This is a genomic window from Balneola sp. (assembly GCA_003712055.1).
Lineage (GTDB): Bacteria > Bacteroidota > Rhodothermia > Balneolales > Balneolaceae > RHLJ01.
The window spans coordinates 176,770-200,385 of sequence record RHLJ01000005.1 but is presented as its reverse complement, the minus strand read 5'-3'; the positions used below and the strand labels follow the sequence as shown (position 1 = coordinate 200,385).

Genomic DNA, 23,616 nt, shown 5'->3' with positions numbered 1-23,616 from the left:
ACAAGAGTAACAAAACTATCTAAATCAAACTCACATCCGTCTTAATCTCAAGGAGCGCCGGACCATCGTGGGCAAAGAGTTCCTGCATGGCAGCATCTAATTGATCTCGCTCGGTAACAAGTATTCCTTTAGCTCCACAGCCTTTGGCATATTCTGCAAATTCGGGATTGGATAGGCTGGTCGCCCACACATCCAATTCACCAGCTCGTTGTTCTTTGGAGATTTTACCCAGTTCGTTGTTGTTTAGCACAATCACTTTAATGGGCATATTGTATTTAACCAGGGTTGTCATTTCGGCTAAATACTGGCAAAAGCCTCCATCCCCTGCTACTGCTATTACCGGACGGTCTTTTCCAACAGCCGTCCAGGCTCCCATAGCAGCAGGTAAAGCAAAACCGATGGAACCAAGGTACCCGGACATCAAAAAGGTGTTGTCTTTGCTTTCATAGTAGCGGCCAAAGGAATAGGCGTTGTTACCCACATCCACACACATCACCGCATTTTCTGGGGCATGTTGGTTTAAGGCATCAAATACAGCAATGGAGCTTACTCCTTGTCCATGATCTTCAATCAGGCGCTTCGTTTTTTCTGTTCGCCAGATTTCCCATCGATCAGCGATTTCCTGGATATTGTCATTTTTGTTGTCCAGGGTGATGCCTGATTCTTCAAACATTTCCATAGTAACAGAAATCTCTCCCCAAACAGCAGCGTCTACCTGGTGGAATTTACTTAGTGCTAATGGATCGAAATCAATCTGGATGGTTGGTTTCTTGGGAGTGATTCCTGTGTGATTGGAGAAGGAAGCGCCTACTACTAACAGTAAATCTGATTCATTCATAAACCAGGATGCGATTGGGGTTCCACTGCGCCCTAATACTCCACAGCCTAATGGATGATGATCCGATATCTGTCCTTTTCCTTTAAAGGTGGTAAGCACCGGGCATTTCAGATTTTCTGCAAAGCTAATGACCTGATCCATATGGAAACGAGCTCCATGACCAACTATGATAACCGGGCGTTTTGATTCATTGAGCATCCCGACTGCTTTATCAAAGCTTTCTTTTGGAGGAGCAATGTTCATTGGGGTGATTCGATTCTCCGGAGTTTTTGCTTTGGCATGCGCCGGAGCTGGCGTTTCCTGCACTTCATCAGGAAAGGTGAGATGTGAGACGTCCCGTTTCAGGATTGCATGTTTTACTGCTAAAGACATCAATTCTGCATGCCTGCTGGTTGCTCCTACTCTATGATTGAACTCGGCTACTGAGTCAAAAGCCTGTACCAAATCCAGTTCCTGGAAATTTCCGGTTCCTACTACCTGCGTGGCTACCTGTCCGGTTAGCGCCAGAATGGGAGCGCGGTCTACTTTGGCATCCCATAAACCGGTGTACATATTGGTCGAACCCGGTCCGGCAATTGCAAAACACCCAGCTGGTTTTCCGGTCAGCTTTCCATAGGCTGAGGCTGCGAACGAAGCAGCTCCTTCATGCCGGATTCCAAAGAACCGAAGATTCCCTTTTTCTTCCTGTCGGCGCATGGCATCAGCAAAACCAAGATTGGAATGCCCTACCATTCCAAATACCGTGTTTACTCCCCAGTTAATCATGGTTTCTACCATTACATCAGAAATGGTAGTTTCATGAGGTTTCTCTGGCTCAAGGCCTACATAAATAGCTCCGCCTTCTTCTTTGATTGCATAGGCATCCACGCCATCATCAAAGCCCCCGGGTGAGTTTCCTGTACAGGGATGATAATCCCAGCCGTGCCATGGGCAACGGAGCATTCCATTTTCGATACTTCCTTCTCCTAAAGGCCCTCCCTGATGGGGGCACTTGTTGTCTAAAGCCGAATAGGTGCGTTCAAAATGGGTGAGGCAAATTCCTTTATGACCTGCAGTAACGGTCATTACTCTTCCTTCGGGAAGGTCTTCTTTGTTGTCGAGGACTTTGTGCCAGATTAGGGTATCGCTCATAGTGGGTTTATTTGATTAATAATTTCTTGGTCATCCTGAACTCGTTTCAGGATCTTTGTGAGGCTCATAAAACGATTAATAAATAAATATTCAATCAAAGCCTTTCCGTAAGATTCCGAAACAAGTTCGGAATGATTTTAAGGTCTTTCAGAGCGAAGCGATGAATCCACACAATCTTAACCACAATACATAGTGTTTTGCAGACCCTTCGCTTCGCTCTGGGTGACATATCAATGTTTCAAAAACCAGCCCAGTGCTTTCTCGATGTATTTATCAAGCTCCGTGCTAGTTTCTTCGAAATCGGTGACGGGTAATACAACCCCTTTGTATTCTCCCGAGGTTATCCATTCGGCTTTTTCTATTTCCGGAAGGTTCTCGTACACGAGACTTCCGATTGCCGGATATCCGGACATGTAGAAATAAGGAGATTCCACTTTTATATCCTGCATAGCCAACCCAAATCCAATTCCCATTCTTTCTTTGGTTTGCACAAATATTCCGGTATCAAAATGATGAGGCCAGATTCGAATATCCCCATCTACTTTTAACATCCCTAGTACTCTTTCACAAGCTTTATTCCCGAGGCTGCGCCATTGCATCCATTCATCCAGATTATGTCGGTTAATCATTTGATACTCAAAGCCTTTAAAACTATAGTCGGGAATCTCGAAATGCATGGGATCCGAAAAACTGGCGGTATCTAGCCCATACTGGTGTGGTATTTTTGATAGCTGACTGATGACTTCCTGCTCTAATTTCTTTACGGAAGAAACTGTATGAATCGTTTCTTCTTTTTCATCTACCCAAAGCATGCAAAAATCAGTGATTCGTAGTACCAGCTTAATATTCCCGTTTGAAGTCTCTATCCACCTACCCTCAATCCAGTTTTTTTCGGCATTAAAGTACAGGTTGGTGTGGCTATCGTCCTCCTTTTTAGGTATAAAAGTCCGCCCGGCTTTTGCAAGAATCTGGGAGAGGTAATGGATGCGTTGATCAGTTTGAATATAACTCATATGCTTCCGCATCTAAGGATTTTAATTCTTTATATAGTGACAGCTTATTATATCTCTGAGTTGTGACTGAATCCATATCAAGATAAATGACATTCCATCCATTTTGTATAGATATAAATCCATCGAATTGAATGGTCTCCGCCACATAGGGTAATACTTCTTGATTAATGTCTTCCCCATTTACTCCCTTCACTATGTAGTACTGATAGTCTGAAGCATTGTGATGAAGTACCCTCATTACAGGAGGTATTCCTCCACTAATACAACGTATCGCACAGCTTTTGTGAATTTTTCCTTCCCCTGGCTTCATCACTCCGAAATAACACTTGGGATCTAAAATCTCGCCGTACCAGGAAAATTCTCTTAAAACCGGCTCATCTAACATTATTGGAATTTCAGATTCCTTAGAGGAGACAAAGCTTTCTTCAAGATTGGTAAGCTCCATCATTGTAACCCCATCTCCATAAATAAGTGTACCAGATAAAGTGACTTCCTTGTATTCCAAGGAACCTTGTTCTTCTTCAATTGCATCTATGATTCCCCCAGCTCCAAACTTCCCAAAACCTACCAATAATACATTTTTGGAAAAGCCTTCAGGTACTCCGTCTTCCACCATTAGCATGGGAACTGGATCACTTACATATACCCCTGTAAGCTCACTGAGTGTCCCAAACTCAAAATGATGATCATTAAATGGCCGTTGAGAAATCACCATCATAAATACGAGAATAGGAATCAGTAAAAACAGAGCAGTTATGATTCGTTTTAGAAACTTCTTGTTCGATGGAGGCATATCCTCCTGCCAACCTATATAAAACTCTTGTTCGCTCATGCTCCCTCCACGATTGCTGGTTCTACAAAAGTCCCTTCTGGTTTTGGAGTAGGGTTCACCCAAACCATACTGTTATTCACTTTTACTTCATAGGTGTGAAGAATCTCAGTGAATGGTGGCGGAGATTGTCCGTTTTCAGGTAAATATTGATAGCCATGCCATGGACAGGTTATACATCCATCCACAATCTTTCCTTCTCCTAACGACCCCATCTGATGTTTACATACATTATGAACTGCCGATACTTTTCCATCATATTTAAAGATGGCTATGTTTTGACCATCAATGAATAAAGTCTTAGCACACTTTTCGGAGATTTCTGAAACAGGGCCAACTTCATAGAAGCCTTCCTTTTCCAGTTTATCTTTATCGGCCGAAAGCCGTTTTTTTTCTTTAATTCCTGCTGCTAAATGAAGACCTGCGATCCCTGCAAATCCTCCGACTAACAGCACCCAGTACACAGGATGACTTTCGTATTGAAGTGCTCCTAATGCCACATGTAGTACTAACATTCCATAAGCGATGTACACTGCCATATGCAGGGTCTTCCAGATTTTAGGAGACAGGTTATGCAACCAGAAATCATGGCTGGTAGCTGCCATAATGAATAAAATCACGAGTGCCAGAAAACCCAGAACCTGAAATGGAAACTCACTGATCGACTGATAATGCTGGTTTGAGGTAAATACACTCACAATGGCATTCACATCACCCAGGGCATGAAAGTGAATAATGGAGAATGCCCCATGGATCAATGCGATAAAGAACATGGATACCCCCAAATGCCTACGGTTATACAATAAAGGCAGAAATTTGGTGTTTAACCTCGCCAAAGGACCAATTGCTAAGATAATGTGCAGCAACACAAAAGCAGTAACCGCAGTTGCTCTAATCAGCAGGGTTTCGATGGTAATTTGGGGATGGAAAAGTAGCTGAAAAGCTATAAAACAGACCAGCATCAGAAGAATACCTAGCCATAGAATCTTATCGTATCCTTTCTTCTGCTTATTCCATAACACGGAAGTATAATTTACGCCCATAAAAATGCCCGTACCGTCAGGGTTAATACTACAACAGTAAGTACCATCCAGATTAGGAGGTGAGATTTACGAAGAGATGCTTTCATGCTTTTCTCCATTTAGCAGCAAATAACGGCCAAAAGGCTACCAGTCCGGGGAAGATCAATACCTTAAAAAGCTTACCACTCCCCTCAACTCCATGATCTACTTTTGATAATCCTTTCCAGATAAAAAGTATAGAGAATAAAATCCCGATCAAGATGTAGATCAATACAATGACCAGTATGGTTGAAATGACTCGCTCCATGCTATATAACCGGTTTTACTCCTGCATAGTTAATACCCGTTAACCGATGGATATCGTAGTTAAACGTACTCAGATCATTATGATTAAACTTGGACACATCATCATGACCACAAGACCGGGCAACTACTTTAACGAGCTCGGTACTGGCATGGAAGAAGTTTGCCAGTTGCTGTGCAGAAGAATCAATAATGATTCTTTTCCTTAGCCCCTCCTTCTGTGTTGCAATCCCAACCGGGCAGTTATTGGTATTACAGGCACGCATCCCCAGGCAACCAATTGCCTGTAATGCCGAGTTTGAAACCGCAATTGCATCAGCACCAAGCATCATGGCTTTAGAAAAATCTTCCGCTACCCTAAGTCCCCCGGTAATGATGAGGGTTATATCCGAAGCTCCCACGTTATCTAAGTGCTTTCTGGCTCTAGCCAGGGCCGGAATGGTGGGTACATTGATATTATTGCGAAGTACCGTGGGTGCAGAGCCGGTTCCTCCTCCTCTCCCGTCCAGAATGATATAGTCCACACCAACTTCTAATGCGAAATCGATATCAGCTTCGACATGACTTGCCGCAATCTTAAAACCAATGGGTATACCTCCGGTTTTTTCCCGAACCTCATCAGCAAATGCTTTGAAGTCGGCTGCAGTAAACAGGTTTGGGAAAGCTGCGGGAGAAATGGCTGTTTCTCCTTCTTGCAATCCACGGACTTCAGCTATTTCTTTAGTTACTTTATTTCCGGGCAGATGACCACCTGTCCCAGTTTTAGCACCTTGTCCACCTTTAAAATGGAATGCCTGGGCTTTTTGAACCTTCTCCCATGAAAACCCAAATCTGCCTGAAGCAAGCTCATAGAGGTATCGTGAATTATTTTCCTGCTCGGCAGGAAGCATTCCTCCTTCTCCGCTACAAATTCCAGTCCCTGCTAATTCTGCTCCTTTTGAAAGTGCAATTTTAGCTTCTCTCGAAAGTGCTCCAAAACTCATATCCGAAACAAATACTGGGATATCGAGAACGAGTGGCTTCTTCGCTTTAGGCCCAATGGTGACTTTTGTACTTACTTCATCCTCATCTAAAAGGGGACGACTTGCTAATTGTGCCGGTAGAAACTGGATATCTTCCCATTTTGGAAGTGTATTACGATCAACACCCATGGCCTCAGATGGTCCGTGGTGCCCATAATTTTTCAATCCGTTTTGAGCCAACTCTTTGATGAGCAATGTATAGGGCTCGGTTTCTTCGGGATGCGTATCTGCATAGGCACCCAGATAACTATTACGATTGAATGGTTGGGGATAATCTTCCAGGTATTCGTTGATTTCGTCTTCATCCACCCAAACAGTACCTCCTTCTACCCAGGCATTAAACTTATGAAGGATGTCGTCGTTTTTGTATTCGCTTACCCCGGTATCAAAGCGATAATCCCATCCATGAACACCACAAATCAGGTTATCACCTTCTATATGTCCGTCACCTAGTAAAGCACCGCGATGCAAACACCTGCCGTAAAGCACGGATACTTGTTCATCATATCGGATTACAACCAGATCTAATCCATTTACCAATTTATGAGCCGGCAATCTGTCACCCAAATCATCAAAAGCACACAGCCTATATTCTTTCATACCTCGAAATTAATTTTCAACAATAAAAGAAATTCGAACCTAAGTTCTGTAACGAATCTGTAATAAAAGCTCTTTACTATTTTTTAAAAAATCTGAGCGTTTATTCTAGAAAAAGAACATTGAATTGAAGAAATTCAGCTTCACCTTTTTTAAGTCATCCTGAGGATACTTCCGAAAGACATCAGAACAGCATGAATAAGAGGAACATCTGCGAGGAACTAAGCGGTCTCATGATTACGGCAACAATACTGAGATTGCTTCTTCCGTCCCAAAAGCTTTTGGAACGGAATCGCAAATGAGTATCAAAGAATAGATAGTTTGGCATTTCGATTTATAAGCCTGTAACTTTTTAGTCCAATCAACTCACTCTCATGAATAAACTATTCACCTACTTACTCTTGGGACTGTTCTTAGCCAGTTGTCAGCCTGAACAACCCTATGATTTCTCTAAATGGGAAAACGCCGAATTGGTGTGGAGCGATGAATTTGACGGAACTGAAGTTGATGAGCAAGAGTGGATTTTTGAGGAAGGTGACTGGGGATGGGGTAATAATGAATGGCAGGATTATCAACCTAAAGAATCAGGAAATGCCATTTTAGAAGATGGAAAGCTTCATATCATCGCTGAGAAAATTGGTGAAGGGCAAAATGTGGGTGATTACACTTCCGCCCGCTTGAATAGCAGGAGATCTTTCAAATACGGACGATTGGAAATCAGAGCTAAAATGCCCGATCTAAAAGGAAATGGGTTATGGCCTGCCATATGGATGTTAGGTGAGCCATTTAGAGAAGGGAAAGGATGGCCAGGTTCCGGTGAAATTGACATTATGGAATATGTGAGCTACCGACCTGATTCAGTATTGGCAACCATCCATACCAACGCTAACAATCATATGGATGGGACGCAGATAAGTTCAGATTTTGTACCCCTCCCAACTATTGAAGAGGAGTTTCATAATTATGGAATTCTTTGGGAAGAGGATGTACTCCATTTCTATGTAGATGAAATAGAAAATATATTACTCACGTTTAACCGACCAAAACTTTCGAATAATGATAATTGGCCATTTGATGAACCCTTCTACTTTCTGTTAAATATTGCTGTTGGAGGGAATTTAGGAGGAGTTAAAGGAGTTGATGACTCTATATTTCCATCCACAATGCAGATCGATTACGTTCGTGTGTGGCAGTTGAACTAACAAAAAATTCTATGAGATACCTTAAAGGATTCTTTCTACTTGCATTCATTTCAGTTTTAACTATTAGCTGTAAAAGCAGTTCCTCTTCCGATGATGATGATACAGGTTTAGATGGACTGGTTTGGAGTGATGAATTTGATGGTACTACCTGGAGCCGGGATAACTGGGATCCTGATCTTGGCGCTTCAGGCTGGGGAAACCAGGAGCTTCAAGATTATACTGTTTCTACTAATAATCTGGTGATTAGCGACGGGACTATGAAAATTATAGCCCAAAAGGTAAGTGAAGGCCAAAGCGTAGGAGATTATACCTCAACGAGGCTAAAAAGCATCCCTGCATTTGGGCCTGGTCACCGCATGGAAATACGAGCGAAAATGCCCGATTTAGTAGGTCCTGGTTTATGGCCAGCTATCTGGATGTTGGGCGATGGATGTAGAAACGGGGTAAGCTGGCCTGAGTGTGGTGAAATTGACATCATGGAATATGTAAGTAAAGTCCCCAACAGTTTCTTTGCCACTGTACATACAGGAGCTTTTAATCACGTAGACGGAACCGCCCAGGGTTCAGGAGATGTCTCACTTCCAAATATCGAAGAAGAGTTTAATGTATTCGGTATCGAGTGGACTGAGGATGACATCAAGTTCTATGTGAATGATCGAAACAATGTCATCTTCCGATTTCTCAAAGCTACTAATGCTACTAACGATGAATGGCCTTTTGACAACTCCCATTTCTTCATTCTAAATATGGCCGTGGGTGGCAACTTTGGTGGCCCGGAAGTAAATGACGATAATTTCCCAGCTACCTTTGAGATTGATTATGTAAGAGTATTTGAATTGGAAGAGGAGTAGTCTTTGGTTAATAGTTATTGGTTAATGGTTATTCGTTATCACCATTAACCAATAACTATTAACTATTTACGTTGGCAATCCTTCTATTCGCATTATATGCAATGCATTAGTGCTTGGACAAGGCCCTGGCTTTAGCTTGTACTCGAAGCTCATCTTTCCTTGCTCAATCTTTTCTACAAAGTGCCAGTTGCTTAACTGAGAAATCTCCTTATCAAGTTCGGCAAGTTCTAAATCATGCGATGAAACTAAGCCTATCCCATTCTTGCCTGCTACCTCTTTTAGAAAAGCAGCACTACCTGCAAACCTTTCTCTGTTGTTTGTACCTCGATAGATCTCATCCACAAAAAAGAATAATGGAGCTTCATTTTCTTTTTGAAGCTGGTCCAACAAATCCCGAAGCCTTTTCACTTCTGCATAAAAATGGGAAAGACCATCATCGAGTGAGTCGGTAATATTAATACTAGAAAATACCCTGAAGAAATCTGTATTTAGAGAACGTGCGCATACAGGAGCTCCCGAATATGCCAGTATCAGGTTTATGCCTACTGTTCTAAGGAAGGTGCTTTTTCCGGCCATATTAGAACCTGTTATCAAAAAGAGCTCCTTCCCTTTTTCAACTTTGAAATTATTATCGACTCTTGTTGATGGCGGAATTAAAGGATGTCCCATCTCCACTGATTCAAAAAGGATTTCTGAATCTGTTTCGAACTCAGGCCAGGTATACTCCGGATTGAGTATAGCAAAATTAGAGAGGGAACTAAATGCTTCCAAGTCATAAAATGCATTCAGCCATTTGGAAAGACGAGGCTCAAGTTCTTCTTTCAGTTCTTCAACTTTCCATGCGTAATGATAATCCCAGGGAAGAATAGTGTTCACTACTATCCATAGCACTTCATTTTTTTTTAGGGATGCCCTGGTCATCATTTTCTGAGTTTTTTTTATGTAACCAGATGGCTTCTCCTTCTCTTCCTGAAATACACTAAGTAGATCTGCTAATTCACTACCCCCGGGTACTTTATATTCCTCTACATGCATTAACATTCCCTTTAATCGGTTCAGCATGATCTCGATTTGGTAGGCAGAGTCGAGGAGGCTTTTAATCTTGTGGTCGTTGAATTTAAAACTGGTTAAATAGACAATAACCCCAACTAAGAGAGGCAAGGGGTTTATTAATCCAATCACAAAAAGCGTAGCACATATCATATTCACCCCAAAGAGAATCCAAAGAAGTTTAAGAGGAAATATTAGCTCTGTTCTTTTTGGTAATCGAAGCCATGCCAGCATCTCATCGGTCGTCCAGTCTTTTTCTGAACCGTGCAACTCTGTAAACAAGCCAATCACTCGAAGCTTATCTCTAAAACCACTTCTATGAGCAAGCTGTTTAATTAGTTCTTGCTGATAGATTATGCTTTCTTTAACAGGGCTTGTGGAGAGAAGTAATTCAATTAGTTTTCTTGTGCCTCCCTGATGAATGGATGTATCTATTAAATGAGAGAGCGAGTGTTTGCCCAGAAGATCAAAATCATTTGCAAAGAAATGTTGCTTTGAATCATAGCTAATTGGGTGGTAACCGATTGAATCCCAATCCAGATTCATTCTTGCAATGTGTTCCTGTTTAATTTTTTTCAGGTGCTCAAACTTCTCCTGGGATTGATACACACTTCTATGTCTGTCGAGTAGCACCAGAAAGCCACCAATCCAACCGATAATACTTAATAAATATGCCCATACAGGCATGGTACCATAGGTGAAATAAATCCCAAGCAAAGCGATTATAAAGTAGACAAGTCTTATTCGGGAGTACAGATTACTGACCCGTTCTCTTTTTGCAATTATCCGTTCTACTCGATGAATATAGGATTCAAGGTGCTTTTGCAGCTTTTCAGTCATTTTCATTTATTTTTTTAATTCTACAAGGGTAGCACCCCAACTGCTGGAACCATCTGCCAGACGAAAAGATAAAACATGTTCATTCTTTTCTAATACAGAATGAACCGTTCTTCTTAGAACCCCTTTCCCTTTTCCATGAATAATTCTCAGGGAAAAAATCTCTTTTTCAACACATGCCTCAATATAATCAGGAACTAAGTCCTTCACTTCCTTAGGTTGAAAGAAATGTAGATCTAAAATCCCATCAATAGGCAACTCTACAGGTTCAAAGTCTTCCATAACTCCTAATTGATTTCATAATCGACAACTCTTCGCTCTTCAACAATCATTTTACCGAATTCTACCACTTTTTGATGTTCTGGATGTACGGCGTATTCCTGTAATGCTTCTCTAGAGGTATGACTTGTGGTTAGAACCATATCAAAAAACGGACCTCCACTCTCCATATACCCAATACCAACCTCCATCGACTTTATGGCATCAATTTTTAAAGGCAATAACTCAAGCATTTCTTTGAATTTGAGCGCGTTCTCATCCTTCGAGTTGCCATTAGCATTGTCTTTAAGCTTCCACATTACAATATGCTTAATCATTGGTCTTCATGTATTTGTTTACTATTAATTGATTGCAGGAACTCTTATTTTTGGGGTTCGGTTCAATCTCTGAACAGATTATCCCGTTTCTCCATGAAAGAAAATACCTCAATATTGGAAAAATTGAATTTAGATCAACTTACGGCTGAAGAAATAGGCGAAGCCCATGTGGGTTCCCGAGAACTTACCCCATTGAGAGAAGATGCTTTCGATCTTTCCGACTCGGAAAAGATTGAAATTATTCAGGAGCATTTTGCAAAGATAATGGAAACGCTAGGACTGGATTTAACCGATGACAGTCTGAGAGGTACTCCCTACCGCGTTGCAAAAATGTATGTAAAAGAAATTTTTGAAGGGCTTAATCCAGCTAACAGACCTGAAGCCAGAACATTTAGCAATGGCTACGATTACTCTGATATGGTAATCGAAAAGAATATCCAGGTTACTTCTTTCTGTGAACACCACTTCCTGCCTTTTATTGGTAAGGCTCATGTCGCATATATTTCCAAAGGGAAGGTGATTGGGCTTTCTAAGATCAATCGCCTTGTTGATTATTTCTCACGGAGACCTCAAGTACAGGAACGACTGACGCTTCAAATTGCAGATGCACTTTCTGAAGCTATGGAAACCGAAGATGTTGCTGTATTTATTGATAGTAAACACCTTTGTGTATCTACCCGCGGTATTAAAGATCACAGTAGTAGTACTATTACTTCGGAATTTAGAGGTGCGTTCAAAAAGCAAGACGTTCAGCAGAAGTTCATCGACTTTATCAAAACAGATACTCAGCTTTGAGTTCTTACTTCTAATTCCCATCTTTTGAGTAAAACAAATATTTATGGGAACTAGACGAGATTTTCTTAAGCTAACTGCCCTTGCAGGCACTTCAACAGTGGTATCCCCTCTTCTTTCTGGGTCGAAACCTCAAACTAAACCTATAGTGATTTCTACCTGGGATCATGGCGTGGTTGCGAATAAAGTTTCCTGGGAGATTCTTTCCGAAAATGGTTCCGCTCTTGATGCCGTAGAGCAAGGAGTAAGAGTTGTAGAATCAGATCCCAGAGGAACAACTGTTGGTATTGGAGGAAGTCCGGATCGAGATGGTTTTGTTACTCTCGATGCCTGCATTATGAATCACAAAAACGAATGTGGTTCCGTTGCCTTTTTACAACACATCGAAAACCCGATTTCAGTTGCCAGAAAGGTCATGGAAGAAACTCCTCATGTGATGTTGGCAGGTGAAGGTGCCTATCAATTCGCACTTGAACAGGGTTTCGAGAAAAAAGATCTACTCACTGAAAAGACAAAGAAAGCCTGGGAAGAATGGCTTAAAACATCTGAGTATAAGCCAGTTATTAATATCGAAAATCACGATACCATCTCTTCACTCGCTCTTGATGAAGAAGGAAATCTGGCAGGAGCCTGTACTACCAGCGGCTTACGTTATAAAATGCATGGCAGAGTTGGGGACTCCCCTATCATTGGAGCAGGTCTTTTTGTTGATAATGAAGTAGGAGCAGCATGTGCTACCGGATTGGGTGAGGCAATTATCCGAACGGCTGGTAGCGTCATTATTGTTGAGATGATGAGAAATGGAATGAGTCCTAATGAAGCTTGTAAAGCAGCAGCAGAACGAATCATAGAAAAACATGAAGATCATGCCAATTTGCAGGTTGGCTTCCTTGCGTTAAATAAGAACGGTGAATATGGAGCATATTCAGTGTACAAAGGGTTCACCTATGCAGTCCGATCTAATGATATGGACGAATATGCAACCTCAGAGTTCGTTCTTGACTAGAAATAATGCGCACAATTTTTGAATCTAACCCGTATTTTCTCATCTCTTTTAGCTGAATTTAAAACCCGTTTTTAGTGGCAGATCAGGATCCGTCGAAATTATTTGTTTACAACACCCTTTCCAGAACTAAAGAAGAGTTCCAGCCAATCAACCCTCCTTTTGTAGGGATGTATGTTTGTGGGCCTACCGTGTATGGTGATGCACATCTTGGACATGCAAAAAGCTATGTGTCATTTGATATAGTTGTGAGATATCTAAGATACCTCGGCTACAATGTGAGATATGTTCAAAATATTACAGATGTAGGGCACCTGGTTGGAGATGGCGATGAAGGAGAAGACAAACTGGCTAAAAGAGCGCGCCTTGAACAAGTTGATCCAATGCAGGTTGCTGAAAAATACACCTATACCTATTTCAGAGACATGGATAAACTCAATGTCCTGCGGCCAGATATTTCTCCAAGAGCTACCGGGCATATCCCCGAACAAATATCTATGATTGAGACACTCCTTGAGAAGGGACACGCTTATGATGTAAATGGGAATGTGTATTTCGATGTCAATTCAGATCCTGATTATGGAAAGCTCAGCGGAAGAAAAGTAGAAGAAGCCGCATCAGGAACGAGAGTAGAAACTGCATCTGATAAAAAGAACGCCGCCGACTTCGCACTTTGGAAGAAAGCAGATGATAATCATCTCATGAAATGGCATTCCCCTTGGGGAGTTGGTTACCCCGGATGGCATATTGAGTGCTCAGTAATGAGTAACAAATACCTTGGCAACAGTTTTGACATCCATGGTGGTGGATTGGAGAACCAATTCCCTCATCATGAATGTGAGATAGCTCAATCAGAATGTGCAAATGAAACCCAATTTGTTAAGTATTGGCTGCATAACAATATGGTTACCCTTGAAGGACAAAAAATGGGTAAATCATTAGGTAATGCCATTAATCTGGATGAGTTTTTTACCGGAAGTCATACACTTCTCAATCGATCATGGTCTCCGGACGTAATTCGATTCTTTCTGCTACAAAGTCACTATCGAAGTACTACCGATTTCTCTGAAGACGCATTGGAAGCTGCAGAAACTGGACTGAAGAATCTTCATTCCATGATTTCTACTATTACCAAAGCAGAACCGGGAAACGCTGACGCCTTTAATATCGCTGCATTCAAATCTGCATTTGAAGAGGTTATGAATGATGATTTCAATACAGCTCAAGCTATTGCCGTACTTTTTGAACACTTGAAAGATATCCGAAAAAGAATCAACGATGGGTCTGTTCCTTCCAATCTGGGAGAGTTAAAGATATTGTTGCATACCATTATCGAAGAAGTGCTTGGAATTTGGCCTGGTGAGGAAGGAAGTGGAAACCAGCAGTTAACAACGGGACTTGTTGATTTATTGATTGAGATTAGGAAAGAAGCCCGAGTGAATAAAGATTTTGCTCTTTCAGATAAAATCAGGGATGATTTGAAGGAGTTGGGTGTTCAACTAATGGACGGAAAGGATGGTACGACCTTTAACCTTGATTGATGGAGTTATTAGCTACAATAGCGAGCAAAATCATCACAGGAATAGTACGATTTTATCAATTAGCTATCTCCCCGTGGTTGGGAAGTAGCTGCAGGTATTCCCCTACCTGTTCACAGTATATGATTGAAGCTGTAAACGAATGGGGACCTTTAAAAGGAACATGGCTGGGACTTAAAAGAATTGGTCGCTGTCATCCCTGGGGTGGGCACGGACACGATCCGGTTCCAAAAAAGGAAGAACAAAAGAAATTGAAAAATTAAACATGTCATCCTGAGGATACTTCCGAAGGATCTGGTCGAATATCCGACAAGATTCTTCGCTTAAGCTCAGAATGACCTTTATTTATTGAAAATGTCAGAAATCACATTTAAGAAAAGAATCACAGTTTACCAGGTTGAAGAAGAAAATGATCTTGCTCCCAAATTCCAGGAAGATGGGCTTATTCCTGTGGTAACCACTGATTATGCATCAGGAGAACTTCTTATGCATGGATACATGAACGAAGAAGCTCTTAAGAAAACCATTGAGCTGGGTGAAGCTGTGTATTACAGTAGAAGCAGAGAGACACTTTGGCATAAAGGAGCTACCTCGGGGCTTACTCAAATCATCAAAGAAATGCGTATTGATGATGATCAGGACTGTGTCTGGTTACGAGTAGAAGTACAGGGAAATGGAGCAAGTTGCCACGTTGGATATCGTTCATGCTTCTACAGAAGTGTTCCAACAGGAGACGATTTCTTTGAAAAAGAAGGTGCTTTACACTTCGAAGAGACTGAAAAAGTCTTTGATCCTCAAGAAGTATATGGGGATGCTCCAAACCCTACCAAGCTTTAGAAATGATAAGTTTTCTCTTACTGGCAACTACAAGATTGAAGCGATACTTTCTCGATCATTTCAATCTTTAGTTGTCTGAATATGAGATACTCGCTCACCCTACTCTTAATCTTATTAACCATTTCCTGCTCTTCTGATTCTCCGATTGAGGAAATCACAAGAGCATGTTCGGAAGGCGATTTCCTTGAAATAGATGGTATTGCCATTATTGAGATGGAAAAAGACAGCTTACCAGCCGGATGGCTCCTTAATACAGAAATAGATGGATATTCAGGATCGGGGTACATTCAATGGAATGGCTCTGATAACTTTGGGAACCCCGGGATTGGAACCATCACTTATACGATCCATATTGAAAATCCAGGAACTTATCGGTTCAATTGGAGGTCTCGTATCGGAGTTGGAAATAACAATACTGAGCACAATGATAATTGGCTAAAACTCTCGGACGCCGATGAGTTTTATGCAGTCAAGAATGGAACCTCAAGAGTTTACCCTTATGGATCTGGACAAACTCCTAACCCGGAAGGAGCAGGATCTAATGGTTGGTTCAAAGTATATATGAACACCCTGAGAAGCTGGCATTGGGATGCAAATACTTCCGATAATGATCCTCACCAGATTTATGCTACTTTTTCAAGTTCCGGAACATATACGCTATTAGTATCAGGTCGATCAAATGGACACGCTATCGACCGTATGATCCTAAGGCATGACTCCGTTTCTGATTTGGCGGCCCAAAGCCTTGCGCTAGCTCCTTCTATCTGTCCGGGCAATTAGCAAAAGTTTATCTTTTGTGATTATTTCCATTTTTCGATGAGCTAAGTTTAACTATGCTTGGCATTGTCAAAAACTATGAGCATGTTTTAATTCAATGTTATAACATTGATGTATAAACTTTAAATATGGATTTATTATGAAAACTCAACTATTAACCATCTTTTCGATACTTCTTTTTAGCTCTTTTGCTGTTGCACAGGAAGCTGAAGAGAATAAATATTTGAATGTTGGAGACGACCGAATAGCTATTAAAGGCTATGATCCAGTTAGCTATTTCACCTCTGACGAGCCTAAAGAAGGAAATGAAAATCTTAGCCATGCTTATAATGGAGCGATATACTATTTCAGCAGCCAGGAAAACCTGGATACTTTCAAGGCCGATCCTGCTAAATACGAACCAGCTTACGGTGGGTGGTGTGCTTATGCAATGGGTAAAGGATATACAGCAGATGCTAATCCTAAAACCTATAAAATACTAGATGGCAAGCTCTTATTGTTCTACAATAAACTACTGGTAAACACTCTTCCTCGATGGAATAAAGATGAAGCTACGTTATATCCTTCAGCAGAGAAAAATTGGGAAGAAAAAAGCTTCAAGCTTTAAAAAAACTAGTTTGAGACAAGAACCTTTTTGCAAGTGTTATTTAGGTCATTCCGCGGCGAAAGCCGGAATCTGGAATTAGATTAAAACCACACTCTGTTTTAAAAGCTAAATTCAGATTCCTGCCTTCGTAGGAATGACAAAGATTTTTACTGAGCTTGGTGCTTATTACAAACTCACATCTTGTGCTTTTCTTTTACCCATGATGCAAGCTGTTGAGCCGATTCCCGATTTCGTCTGAACCAAAGCTCCGGTTCAATTAATTCCACTTCTGATACAGCAAGCTCGTTGTTATTATCCCACATCAGATCAACTCGTGCATAAGCAGGAAGTGGTTCACAGGCATTGGCAACTTGTTCTGCAAATTCAATTTCTTCTTTAGTAGGCTCGTATGGATGAAGTGTACCGCCAAAATCATCCTGTACCCTAAAATCTCCCTGCTTTCCTTTTTTTAGTAATGAATGTGTGTACTTGCCCCCGATCACCATGAAAGAGACCTCACCTTTCACCATAATATTGTGTTGAAAAGGTTGAATCATCATATCCTCATTAGCAATAAGTTCTCGGAATATTTCTTCAAATTCGGATGAACTGTCCTTGTTTATTCGATAAGTATGCCGTGCCGCACCTGCAATTGTTGGTTTGAGGATTACCTCCTCCCAACCACATTCAACAATCAAACTTCTTAGTTCGGATGTGGTTCCTCTCTTAATGTATTTTGTTTCAACTACACGAATTCCTTTCTCTTTTAAATCCTTGAGATACCATTTATCCATATTCCAACGAATCTGAGAAATAGAATTTATAAGCTGAGTTTTTTGCTCTACTTCATCCAGCCACTTTTTGAACTCATCAAACCGATCAAAATAATCCCATGTAGTTCTGAAAATTGCCGCTTTTGTAGATTCCCAATCAAAGTCCGGATCGGCCCAATCAACCCGAAGTACTTTTAAGCCTAAATCCTCAAAGGCTTTTTGCAGGAGTCCATCTTCAAGCAAGATATTTTGAACGTACTCGGTTTCCTGCTTTGGATGCAGATATCTTGATTCCGTTAAAATCACGATATCATAAGTATGCATTACCTTCTTCTTTTACCTTTTCCTTTATTCTTTTTGAAAGAACGTTTTCCAACCTTCTTTCCGGGATCTTTATCACTTGTCTCAATTACTACATCCCTCCCTTCAAATGAAACCCCTTTAACACTGTTGATCAAGTTTTTTTGAAATCCCTTTTCAACTTCAAAAAAGGAAAAGTTTAGTTGTACATCAATCTTACCAAAATCTGGTTTGGTACCTTTTAGAGTTTCATTAACTAATCCCATTAACCGAACAGGATTTAATCCATCTCTTTTGCCAAGGTTAATGAAGTATCTATCAAAATCGGAGCCTCTTCCTCTATTTCTTTCTCCTGTTCTTTCTTTTCCAGGAGCAGTATTCAAATCTCGTGAATTCTGATAATAATCAAGGAATTGGTTGAATTCTACAGATAGAAAATGCTTAATAAGATCTTCTCGGCTTAGATCAGATAGTTTTTCCACTGCTTCAGGAAGAAACTTCTGTATTTGTTCCTCATTCACTTCCGTTTCTTTCACTTTGTCTATCAAGTCCAGCATCCTGATTGCACAAATTTCCTCACCACTTGGCATATCTTTTTTAGTAAAACTCTTACCTATCATTTTCTCAAGGCTTCGAATTCTACGCATCTCACGGGTATGAACGATCGCAATGGAAATACCTGAATTTCCAGCTCTACCAGTTCTTCCGCTTCGATGTACATAGACCTCTAAATCATCAGGTAAATTGAAATTGATTACATGAGTAAGGTTATCTACATCTAAGCCTCGTGCCGCTACATCAGTAGCCACAAGTAATTGAAGTTCTTTCGTTCGAAACCGATTCATTACATCGTCTCTTTGAGCCTGAGACAAATCACCATTTAAGAAGTCTACGTCATAGCCATCCCTGGTTAGTTTAGACGATATTTCAGCGGTTTCATATCTGGTTCTGCAAAAGATGATCCCATAGATCTTAGGATTCATATCCACCGTTCGCTTAAGAGCTTCAAAGCGGTCTTTAGCATGTACCATGTAAAAATGGTGCTCTACATTCTTAGCCCCGGAATTACGTTCACCAACTTCTATTTCTTCCGGATCAGACATGTATTTTTTTGCCATTTTAGCAATAGGCTTCGGCATAGTTGCTGAGAAAAGAAAGGTTCTTTTATTGGAAGGTGTGTTTTCAAGAATGGCATCTAGCTCTTCCTGGAAACCCATATTCAACATTTCATCCGCTTCATCCAGTACCAGGGTTTTGATCTCTGATACGTCAAGCTGATTTCTTTTGATCAGATCCAAAGTACGGCCAGGAGTACCAACAACAACCTGACACCCGTTTTTTAGTGCTTTAATCTGAGTAGATATGTTTGCCCCACCATATACTGCCACGGTGGTTACGCCTTTTCTCTTTTTGGCAAATGTCTTTAGGTCTTTGGCTATCTGAATAGCCAGCTCTCTTGTGGGAGAAAGAACCAGTACCTGAACTTTCTTTAATCCCGAATCAACCATCTGAATAGATGGAAGACCAAAAGCACCTGTCTTTCCAGTTCCTGTTTGGGCCAACGCTATTAAGTCTCTTTCCGAGTTCAGGATCGAAGGAATAGCTAATTGTTGGACTTTTGTTGGAGTTTCAAAACCCAACAGTTTTATGGCTTCAAGAACATCTTCTTGTAAGCCTAATTCTTTAAAGGTGGACATATTATAATGATTTCCCCAAGTTGAATATCACCTTAGGTGATCCTCTCGCCGGGTTTATGATTAGGTGAGCGGTGACAAGAGGCAAGCTCGACTGCTTGATTCAGACTCCTTTAATGAGGAGTAGTTACTCTAAACCTGAAAGGTTTTACCATTTTTGAAAACGGATCAATTATTCCAGTCTTATCGGTACTCACGAGTGAGCGGTAAAGATACTGAATTTATGGCTCAACCTTTCAGTTTTTAGAGTTATCTAATATCAGTCCTCGTTATTAGGATTATTAAGGGTAAGCAGGGTTGAATTTGCAATGCCTAGTTTTTGTCTTTCTTTACCAATGAGATAAATTTTTCCGGTATCGTTTGTTGTGAGTGAAGTTAATGCTTCCGTTTCGATAACAATACGAGTTGGAGCAAGGTTTGTATTTGAGCTTAAAACCAATTCTCCATTATCCTGGTTGTATGAAAACTGTTCTTGTGTGAGTGAGTCACCTTGAACAATTACCTGATTACGCGAGCTGATGATTATAATAACCTCAGTATTTTTGAGGGTTACATTCAGCTTTTCGAAAGCTTCTAACTCATGAGTAATGAGTAATTCACTTTCCTGTGCTAAGGAACGCTGTGATAGGGTTCCAAGAAATAAGGTGCTTAATAGTAATAAGGTGTATGTGTTGAGTTTTTTCATAGTTTTCTCCTCTAATAGTTTAATCTTGACCAGTGCGGCTCTCTTAGTAGTTCGTTGTTTTTTTAGTTTGTGATGATTTATCGCCGTCCTGATTTTTCGATACAAAGTTCGGGACTTTTTTCGGCAACCTGGCTATAGTAAACATCTATTAGACGATCAGCAGCCTTCTATATAGCTCTAAAACCTATTAAAAAGCGGTACCACTTCTCCTTCTCAATGATTTGTTAACATTATGTTAACACTGAATTTAGTTTGGAACCGCTTTGAGAAGCGGTTCCAAAATCAACACATTCTTAATAATTCAGTTGTTTTTGAGAGGCAAATCGACCAGTGAAGAGAAGCTTGTTCAGATGTACTTATCTCCTCTAACAACCCTCACGGGATATACATAAGCAATCACGGAGTAGTTTTCGAAGTATTTGTCAGCAACTGCATCTATGATTTTATCTCCTACTTCTTTATTAACCACCACCTCAATTTTCACATTCTTTCCTTCCCAATCACTCGCTCTAACACCACGGGACCCCTCTCCTGTTGTATCGGTTAATGTATATCCTGTAGCACCAAATGATTTTATTTCCTGAATGATGTCATCTCTGAAAATTCTCTCTGTAATAATCGTTACTAAATATAATTCTGTAAGTGCCATATCAGCCTCCAATTAAATTAGCCAAATAAAGATATAGTGGAATTCCCAGAGCAATGTTAAATGGGAAAGTAATACCTAACGAAGCTGTCAGATATAAAGTTGGACTTGCTTTGGGTAAAGCAATTCTTACTGCAGCAGGTGCAGCAATATAAGATCCACTGGAAACCATTGCAGCCAGGACTGCAGAGCCTGCAATACTTAACCCCGCCAGTTGTCCAACCCAAACGGCCATTAGTCCAAAAAATATGGGGACAATGATTCCAAATCCAAGAAGGAAGAATCCCACTTTTTTCAAATCCTGAAGGCGACGAGCAGTAACCATCCCCAATTCAAGCAGGAAAAGAACTAGCGCACCTTGAAAACCGCTAACGAAAAATGGTTGAACTGATTCAAACTTTACAGGGCCGGCAATAAATCCAATTGTTAGACCTCCCAGCAAAAGTATGATACTGCTTCCTGTTACTACTTCATGTAGTGCCTTTTTGAAAGAACCTTTGTTCGAGCCCATAAGCTGAGGAATCATTAACGCCACTATTATTCCTGGGACTTCAAGTATAGCAACTAACGTAGGCATGAAACCCTCGGGAGTTAATCCCTGTGCCTCCATATATGCAACAGAAGCAATGAAAGTAACAGCTGATACTGATCCATAGTGAGCTGCTACCGCAGAGGCATTAATCAAATCCATCTTCCCTAGGTACCTTAGCACCACATAAGCAATCAAAGGGGTTAGTACTCCAAGTGCAAGTGTTGCTGCTGCAGGCCAGACAAATTCACTAAATGGGGTTTTACTTAACTCAACTCCACCCTTTAGACCAATAGCCAACAACAAGTAAATGGATATACCCTGATAAAGGGGTTTAGGAATTTCGAGATCACTTTTAAACGTCTTTGCCAGAATACCCAGTACAAAAGCGAGAACTACGGGGGATGCAAAATTGGATAATAAAGATTCCATTTAGAGTAGAGATGTAGTCAGTTTTTAAAGCTCCAAAAATTAACAAAAAAAAATGAGTCCATTTATTGAATTGGGTAGCCCTCGGTTTTTTTTACCTATGTTATCAAACATCTTCTATATTCAATCGCCAAAAAAGTAGCCTAATAAGCATATATGTATACAACCATCCCCCACCACTTTCCTAATGCTCTAACTATCCGACAGCTTGAAGACCAAATTGTCAGGGATTTTATGGATAAGGGTCTAGAACTTAAATCCAGTTTATGGGCTACTTCGCTTTGTAGTGATGAGGTAAATAACATGTTTCCTGAGTTCTACCATCTTTTTGCTGGCCCGGGCCCTTTTATTTTAGGAGGAATTTCGGGATTACCATTTACTGGGATCACTGGACTAAAGGCCTTTCTTAGCCACGTCCCTACCCATGGAGCAGCTATGATTTTATATGGTCCTCATATTGGAGTCTCAGAGGATGGACAAATAGGGCGTGTTAACCGTCAAAACCAATTTGCTTCTTCTACTTGTTGTGGTTCACTGGTAGCAGCTTTAAATGCTATTAAGGAAAATAAAGCACCCTCGACAGATTTCCCTCTGGATTATCAACAAGCACGAGTAATTCAGCACTTGAGTGGTTATAAAAATGAGATTGAAAGTGCCGAAGTTCCTTTAAAAAAAGTAACAGAACTGGCTTATGAAGCAATTCATAAGAAAATGCACGACATATTAGAACAAGTACAGAACGACTTAGAGGATATCCGACTTTATCTACTTGGAGGAATTGTAATCAACACCGATTGGAACAGGTATGATTACTTCGAAGTACATCATCAGGAATTCTATGAATTCTAGGGAAACCATTTATCGAGTAATAAGAGGTACACTACCTAGGTCATAAAATCAGTATACTTTTGCAGTATGGTATCAAGGATACTTCTTTTTAAGTACACACTCCAAAATGCTGCAATCCAAAAAAATATTTGTAAAGACCACACATAAGAAGCATACTCAACATGTATGTCGAAAAAAAACCTAAAGAAATACCTGATCTTAAAAAGTATTATAAAGTAAATGATGTATTGGATGAAGAGTGTACCGAAGAAATTAATCGCCGCGATTCCTAATCTGTTATGATTCGAATAGCTTTTTTCTCTTATATCCTCTTGCTTGCCCCCCAGCTTCAAGTCTCTCCGTAGCTCATATTCCATTTCTCTGCGAGCCTGTTCTTTTTTTCGGAGATTAGATAACTCTTCCTGACTAATTTTTTTCTTCATAAAAGAACTCGATCATATTCCCATCAGGATCGGCCACAAAAAGAAAACGCCCTTTTTTTCTGTTAGCAGGACCGCTCATTATCGTTACTTCTTTATCCCTGAAATACTCAGCTATCTCATTTACTTCTTCAGGAGAATCGACATAAAACCCAAAGTGGTCTACTCTAAAGTCTCTGGAAGTGGGGTCATAGCTGGTTTCTGCTTCTACAATAACAAGGGTATCCCCATTGCCTATATCGTATACTGCCATGCTCTGCCCCATTGTTTTGATTAGCTCAAGCCCTAATATGTCTCCATAAAACTCTTTGGATGCATTGATTCTGTTTACCCTGATAGTGATATGATTCAGTCCTGAAGGTTTAAATTTCATTGAAATAATTAAGTATTAATATTCTGCTTTAATGATACAGCTTTTAAAGAATAATTGAATTTTGAATCCTTAAGCTTGGTCGTATTTTTAGCTCC

At 40.5% G+C, this 23,616-nt stretch carries 26 protein-coding genes; 10 read left to right on the top strand and 16 right to left on the bottom strand.

Annotated elements, in window-relative coordinates:
* Nucleotides 1–19 precede the first annotated feature (19 nt).
* The 6 genes from ED557_12820 to ED557_12795 all read right to left on the bottom strand — a co-directional run bounded on the left by ED557_12820 (nt 20) and on the right by ED557_12795 (nt 6,758).
* Nucleotides 20–1,969, bottom strand: coding sequence for a thiamine pyrophosphate-binding protein (locus ED557_12820; protein RNC80008.1), 1,950 nt, complete (start codon nt 1,967–1,969; stop codon nt 20–22).
* A gap of 230 nt (nt 1,970–2,199) precedes the next feature.
* Nucleotides 2,200–2,982: a hypothetical protein gene (locus tag ED557_12815; GenBank protein RNC80007.1), complete on the bottom strand. Its 783-nt coding sequence runs from the start codon at nt 2,980–2,982 to the stop codon at nt 2,200–2,202.
* Nucleotides 2,963–3,814 carry a hypothetical protein gene (locus tag ED557_12810; GenBank protein RNC80006.1) on the bottom strand — a complete coding sequence of 284 codons (852 nt, stop codon included), beginning with the start codon at nt 3,812–3,814 and terminating at the stop codon, nt 2,963–2,965. Before ED557_12810 ends, ED557_12815 begins: the two co-directional genes overlap by 20 nt.
* Nucleotides 3,811–4,854 carry a (2Fe-2S)-binding protein gene (locus ED557_12805; protein RNC80005.1) on the bottom strand — a complete coding sequence of 348 codons (1,044 nt, stop codon included), beginning with the start codon at nt 4,852–4,854 and terminating at the stop codon, nt 3,811–3,813. The genes ED557_12810 and ED557_12805 overlap by 4 nt, the downstream gene beginning before the upstream one ends.
* A gap of 82 nt (nt 4,855–4,936) precedes the next feature.
* Complete coding sequence (locus ED557_12800) at nt 4,937–5,140, bottom strand: hypothetical protein (protein RNC80004.1); 204 nt, start codon at nt 5,138–5,140, stop codon at nt 4,937–4,939.
* Nucleotide 5,141: 1 nt separating this feature from the next.
* On the bottom strand, nt 5,142–6,758 hold the full coding sequence (locus tag ED557_12795; protein ID RNC80003.1) for a glutamate synthase: 1,617 nt from the start codon (nt 6,756–6,758) through the stop codon (nt 5,142–5,144).
* Nucleotides 6,759–7,129: 371 nt separating this feature from the next.
* On the opposite strand from ED557_12795, the gene ED557_12790 reads away from it, so the two are divergent.
* Both ED557_12790 and ED557_12785 read left to right on the top strand, forming a co-directional pair.
* Nucleotides 7,130–7,957 carry a glycoside hydrolase family 16 protein gene (locus ED557_12790; protein RNC80002.1) on the top strand — a complete coding sequence of 276 codons (828 nt, stop codon included), beginning with the start codon at nt 7,130–7,132 and terminating at the stop codon, nt 7,955–7,957.
* A gap of 11 nt (nt 7,958–7,968) precedes the next feature.
* Entirely contained in the window at nt 7,969–8,808 is an 840-nt protein-coding gene (locus ED557_12785) for a glycoside hydrolase family 16 protein (GenBank protein ID RNC80001.1), read from the top strand.
* A 66-nt stretch (nt 8,809–8,874) separates the two neighbouring features.
* Here the strand turns inward: ED557_12785 and ED557_12780 are convergent, their stop codons facing one another.
* Genes ED557_12780 through ED557_12770 form a run of 3 tightly spaced genes read right to left on the bottom strand, consistent with a single transcriptional unit; the run spans nt 8,875 to nt 11,291 of the window.
* The gene (locus ED557_12780) at nt 8,875–10,704 is read right to left on the bottom strand and encodes a hypothetical protein (GenBank protein RNC80000.1); all 1,830 of its coding nucleotides are present in this window, start codon (nt 10,702–10,704) and stop codon (nt 8,875–8,877) included.
* Nucleotides 10,705–10,977: a DNA mismatch repair protein MutS gene (locus tag ED557_12775; GenBank protein RNC79999.1), complete on the bottom strand. Its 273-nt coding sequence runs from the start codon at nt 10,975–10,977 to the stop codon at nt 10,705–10,707. It lies immediately after the preceding gene.
* A gap of 5 nt (nt 10,978–10,982) precedes the next feature.
* Nucleotides 10,983–11,291, bottom strand: coding sequence for a Dabb family protein (locus ED557_12770; protein RNC79998.1), 309 nt, complete (start codon nt 11,289–11,291; stop codon nt 10,983–10,985).
* 93 nt (nt 11,292–11,384) lie between these two features.
* Between ED557_12770 and folE the strand changes: the two genes are divergently transcribed.
* The 7 genes from folE (at nt 11,385) to ED557_12735 (ending at nt 16,845) form a co-directional block, all read left to right on the top strand.
* Nucleotides 11,385–12,086 (top strand): GTP cyclohydrolase I FolE, encoded by a 702-nt coding sequence (gene folE / locus ED557_12765; GenBank protein ID RNC79997.1) that lies wholly within the window; start codon nt 11,385–11,387, stop codon nt 12,084–12,086.
* 43 nt (nt 12,087–12,129) lie between these two features.
* The gene (locus ED557_12760; protein ID RNC79996.1) at nt 12,130–13,089 is read left to right on the top strand and encodes a twin-arginine translocation signal domain-containing protein; all 960 of its coding nucleotides are present in this window, start codon (nt 12,130–12,132) and stop codon (nt 13,087–13,089) included.
* Nucleotides 13,090–13,163: 74 nt separating this feature from the next.
* Entirely contained in the window at nt 13,164–14,627 is a 1,464-nt protein-coding gene (locus ED557_12755) for a cysteine--tRNA ligase (protein ID RNC79995.1), read from the top strand.
* Nucleotides 14,627–14,887 carry a membrane protein insertion efficiency factor YidD gene (yidD, locus tag ED557_12750; protein ID RNC79994.1) on the top strand — a complete coding sequence of 87 codons (261 nt, stop codon included), beginning with the start codon at nt 14,627–14,629 and terminating at the stop codon, nt 14,885–14,887. The genes ED557_12755 and yidD overlap by 1 nt, the downstream gene beginning before the upstream one ends.
* Before the next feature lie 91 nt (nt 14,888–14,978).
* Nucleotides 14,979–15,461, top strand: coding sequence for a phosphoribosyl-AMP cyclohydrolase (gene hisI, locus ED557_12745; protein RNC79993.1), 483 nt, complete (start codon nt 14,979–14,981; stop codon nt 15,459–15,461).
* 81 nt (nt 15,462–15,542) lie between these two features.
* A complete protein-coding gene (locus tag ED557_12740) occupies nt 15,543–16,241 on the top strand; it encodes a hypothetical protein (protein ID RNC79992.1) in 699 nt (232 codons plus the stop codon).
* A gap of 136 nt (nt 16,242–16,377) precedes the next feature.
* On the top strand, nt 16,378–16,845 hold the full coding sequence (locus ED557_12735) for a YHS domain-containing protein (GenBank protein ID RNC79991.1): 468 nt from the start codon (nt 16,378–16,380) through the stop codon (nt 16,843–16,845).
* Between the two features lie 173 nt (nt 16,846–17,018).
* Here the strand turns inward: ED557_12735 and ED557_12730 are convergent, their stop codons facing one another.
* The 5 genes from ED557_12730 to ED557_12710 form a co-directional block, all read right to left on the bottom strand.
* On the bottom strand, nt 17,019–17,921 hold the full coding sequence (locus ED557_12730; GenBank protein ID RNC79990.1) for a hypothetical protein: 903 nt from the start codon (nt 17,919–17,921) through the stop codon (nt 17,019–17,021).
* Nucleotides 17,921–19,594 (bottom strand): DEAD/DEAH box helicase, encoded by a 1,674-nt coding sequence (locus ED557_12725; GenBank protein ID RNC79989.1) that lies wholly within the window; start codon nt 19,592–19,594, stop codon nt 17,921–17,923. Before ED557_12725 ends, ED557_12730 begins: the two co-directional genes overlap by 1 nt.
* A gap of 256 nt (nt 19,595–19,850) precedes the next feature.
* Nucleotides 19,851–20,276, bottom strand: a complete 426-nt coding sequence (locus ED557_12720) for a hypothetical protein (protein ID RNC79988.1) — start codon at nt 20,274–20,276, stop codon at nt 19,851–19,853.
* Nucleotides 20,277–20,622: 346 nt separating this feature from the next.
* Nucleotides 20,623–20,925 carry a transcriptional regulator gene (locus ED557_12715; GenBank protein RNC79987.1) on the bottom strand — a complete coding sequence of 101 codons (303 nt, stop codon included), beginning with the start codon at nt 20,923–20,925 and terminating at the stop codon, nt 20,623–20,625.
* A 1-nt stretch (nt 20,926) separates the two neighbouring features.
* A complete protein-coding gene (locus tag ED557_12710) occupies nt 20,927–21,883 on the bottom strand; it encodes a sodium-dependent bicarbonate transport family permease (GenBank protein RNC79986.1) in 957 nt (318 codons plus the stop codon).
* A gap of 153 nt (nt 21,884–22,036) precedes the next feature.
* On the opposite strand from ED557_12710, the gene ED557_12705 reads away from it, so the two are divergent.
* Nucleotides 22,037–22,729: a hypothetical protein gene (locus ED557_12705; GenBank protein RNC79985.1), complete on the top strand. Its 693-nt coding sequence runs from the start codon at nt 22,037–22,039 to the stop codon at nt 22,727–22,729.
* Nucleotides 22,730–22,764: 35 nt separating this feature from the next.
* Here the strand turns inward: ED557_12705 and ED557_12700 are convergent, their stop codons facing one another.
* Nucleotides 22,765–23,151: a hypothetical protein gene (locus ED557_12700; GenBank protein RNC79984.1), complete on the bottom strand. Its 387-nt coding sequence runs from the start codon at nt 23,149–23,151 to the stop codon at nt 22,765–22,767.
* The gene (locus tag ED557_12695; protein RNC79983.1) at nt 23,135–23,521 is read right to left on the bottom strand and encodes a VOC family protein; all 387 of its coding nucleotides are present in this window, start codon (nt 23,519–23,521) and stop codon (nt 23,135–23,137) included. The genes ED557_12700 and ED557_12695 overlap by 17 nt, the downstream gene beginning before the upstream one ends.
* Nucleotides 23,522–23,616 lie beyond the last annotated feature (95 nt).

Coding starts and splice junctions, on each gene's coding strand:
- ED557_12820 (RNC80008.1), bottom strand. CDS start 1,969: ATGAGCGATACCCTAATCTGGCACAAAGTCCTCGACAACAAAGAAGAC.
- ED557_12815 (RNC80007.1), bottom strand. CDS start 2,982: ATGAGTTATATTCAAACTGATCAACGCATCCATTACCTCTCCCAGATT.
- ED557_12810 (RNC80006.1), bottom strand. CDS start 3,814: ATGAGCGAACAAGAGTTTTATATAGGTTGGCAGGAGGATATGCCTCCA.
- ED557_12805 (RNC80005.1), bottom strand. CDS start 4,854: ATGGGCGTAAATTATACTTCCGTGTTATGGAATAAGCAGAAGAAAGGA.
- ED557_12800 (RNC80004.1), bottom strand. CDS start 5,140: ATGGAGCGAGTCATTTCAACCATACTGGTCATTGTATTGATCTACATC.
- ED557_12795 (RNC80003.1), bottom strand. CDS start 6,758: ATGAAAGAATATAGGCTGTGTGCTTTTGATGATTTGGGTGACAGATTG.
- ED557_12790 (RNC80002.1), top strand. CDS start 7,130: ATGAATAAACTATTCACCTACTTACTCTTGGGACTGTTCTTAGCCAGT.
- ED557_12785 (RNC80001.1), top strand. CDS start 7,969: ATGAGATACCTTAAAGGATTCTTTCTACTTGCATTCATTTCAGTTTTA.
- ED557_12780 (RNC80000.1), bottom strand. CDS start 10,704: ATGAAAATGACTGAAAAGCTGCAAAAGCACCTTGAATCCTATATTCAT.
- ED557_12775 (RNC79999.1), bottom strand. CDS start 10,977: ATGGAAGACTTTGAACCTGTAGAGTTGCCTATTGATGGGATTTTAGAT.
- ED557_12770 (RNC79998.1), bottom strand. CDS start 11,291: ATGATTAAGCATATTGTAATGTGGAAGCTTAAAGACAATGCTAATGGC.
- folE (RNC79997.1), top strand. CDS start 11,385: ATGAAAGAAAATACCTCAATATTGGAAAAATTGAATTTAGATCAACTT.
- ED557_12760 (RNC79996.1), top strand. CDS start 12,130: ATGGGAACTAGACGAGATTTTCTTAAGCTAACTGCCCTTGCAGGCACT.
- yidD (RNC79994.1), top strand. CDS start 14,627: ATGGAGTTATTAGCTACAATAGCGAGCAAAATCATCACAGGAATAGTA.
- hisI (RNC79993.1), top strand. CDS start 14,979: ATGTCAGAAATCACATTTAAGAAAAGAATCACAGTTTACCAGGTTGAA.
- ED557_12740 (RNC79992.1), top strand. CDS start 15,543: ATGAGATACTCGCTCACCCTACTCTTAATCTTATTAACCATTTCCTGC.
- ED557_12735 (RNC79991.1), top strand. CDS start 16,378: ATGAAAACTCAACTATTAACCATCTTTTCGATACTTCTTTTTAGCTCT.
- ED557_12730 (RNC79990.1), bottom strand. CDS start 17,921: ATGCATACTTATGATATCGTGATTTTAACGGAATCAAGATATCTGCAT.
- ED557_12725 (RNC79989.1), bottom strand. CDS start 19,594: ATGTCCACCTTTAAAGAATTAGGCTTACAAGAAGATGTTCTTGAAGCC.
- ED557_12720 (RNC79988.1), bottom strand. CDS start 20,276: ATGAAAAAACTCAACACATACACCTTATTACTATTAAGCACCTTATTT.
- ED557_12715 (RNC79987.1), bottom strand. CDS start 20,925: ATGGCACTTACAGAATTATATTTAGTAACGATTATTACAGAGAGAATT.
- ED557_12710 (RNC79986.1), bottom strand. CDS start 21,883: ATGGAATCTTTATTATCCAATTTTGCATCCCCCGTAGTTCTCGCTTTT.
- ED557_12705 (RNC79985.1), top strand. CDS start 22,037: ATGTATACAACCATCCCCCACCACTTTCCTAATGCTCTAACTATCCGA.
- ED557_12700 (RNC79984.1), bottom strand. CDS start 23,151: ATGAAGAAAAAAATTAGTCAGGAAGAGTTATCTAATCTCCGAAAAAAA.
- ED557_12695 (RNC79983.1), bottom strand. CDS start 23,521: ATGAAATTTAAACCTTCAGGACTGAATCATATCACTATCAGGGTAAAC.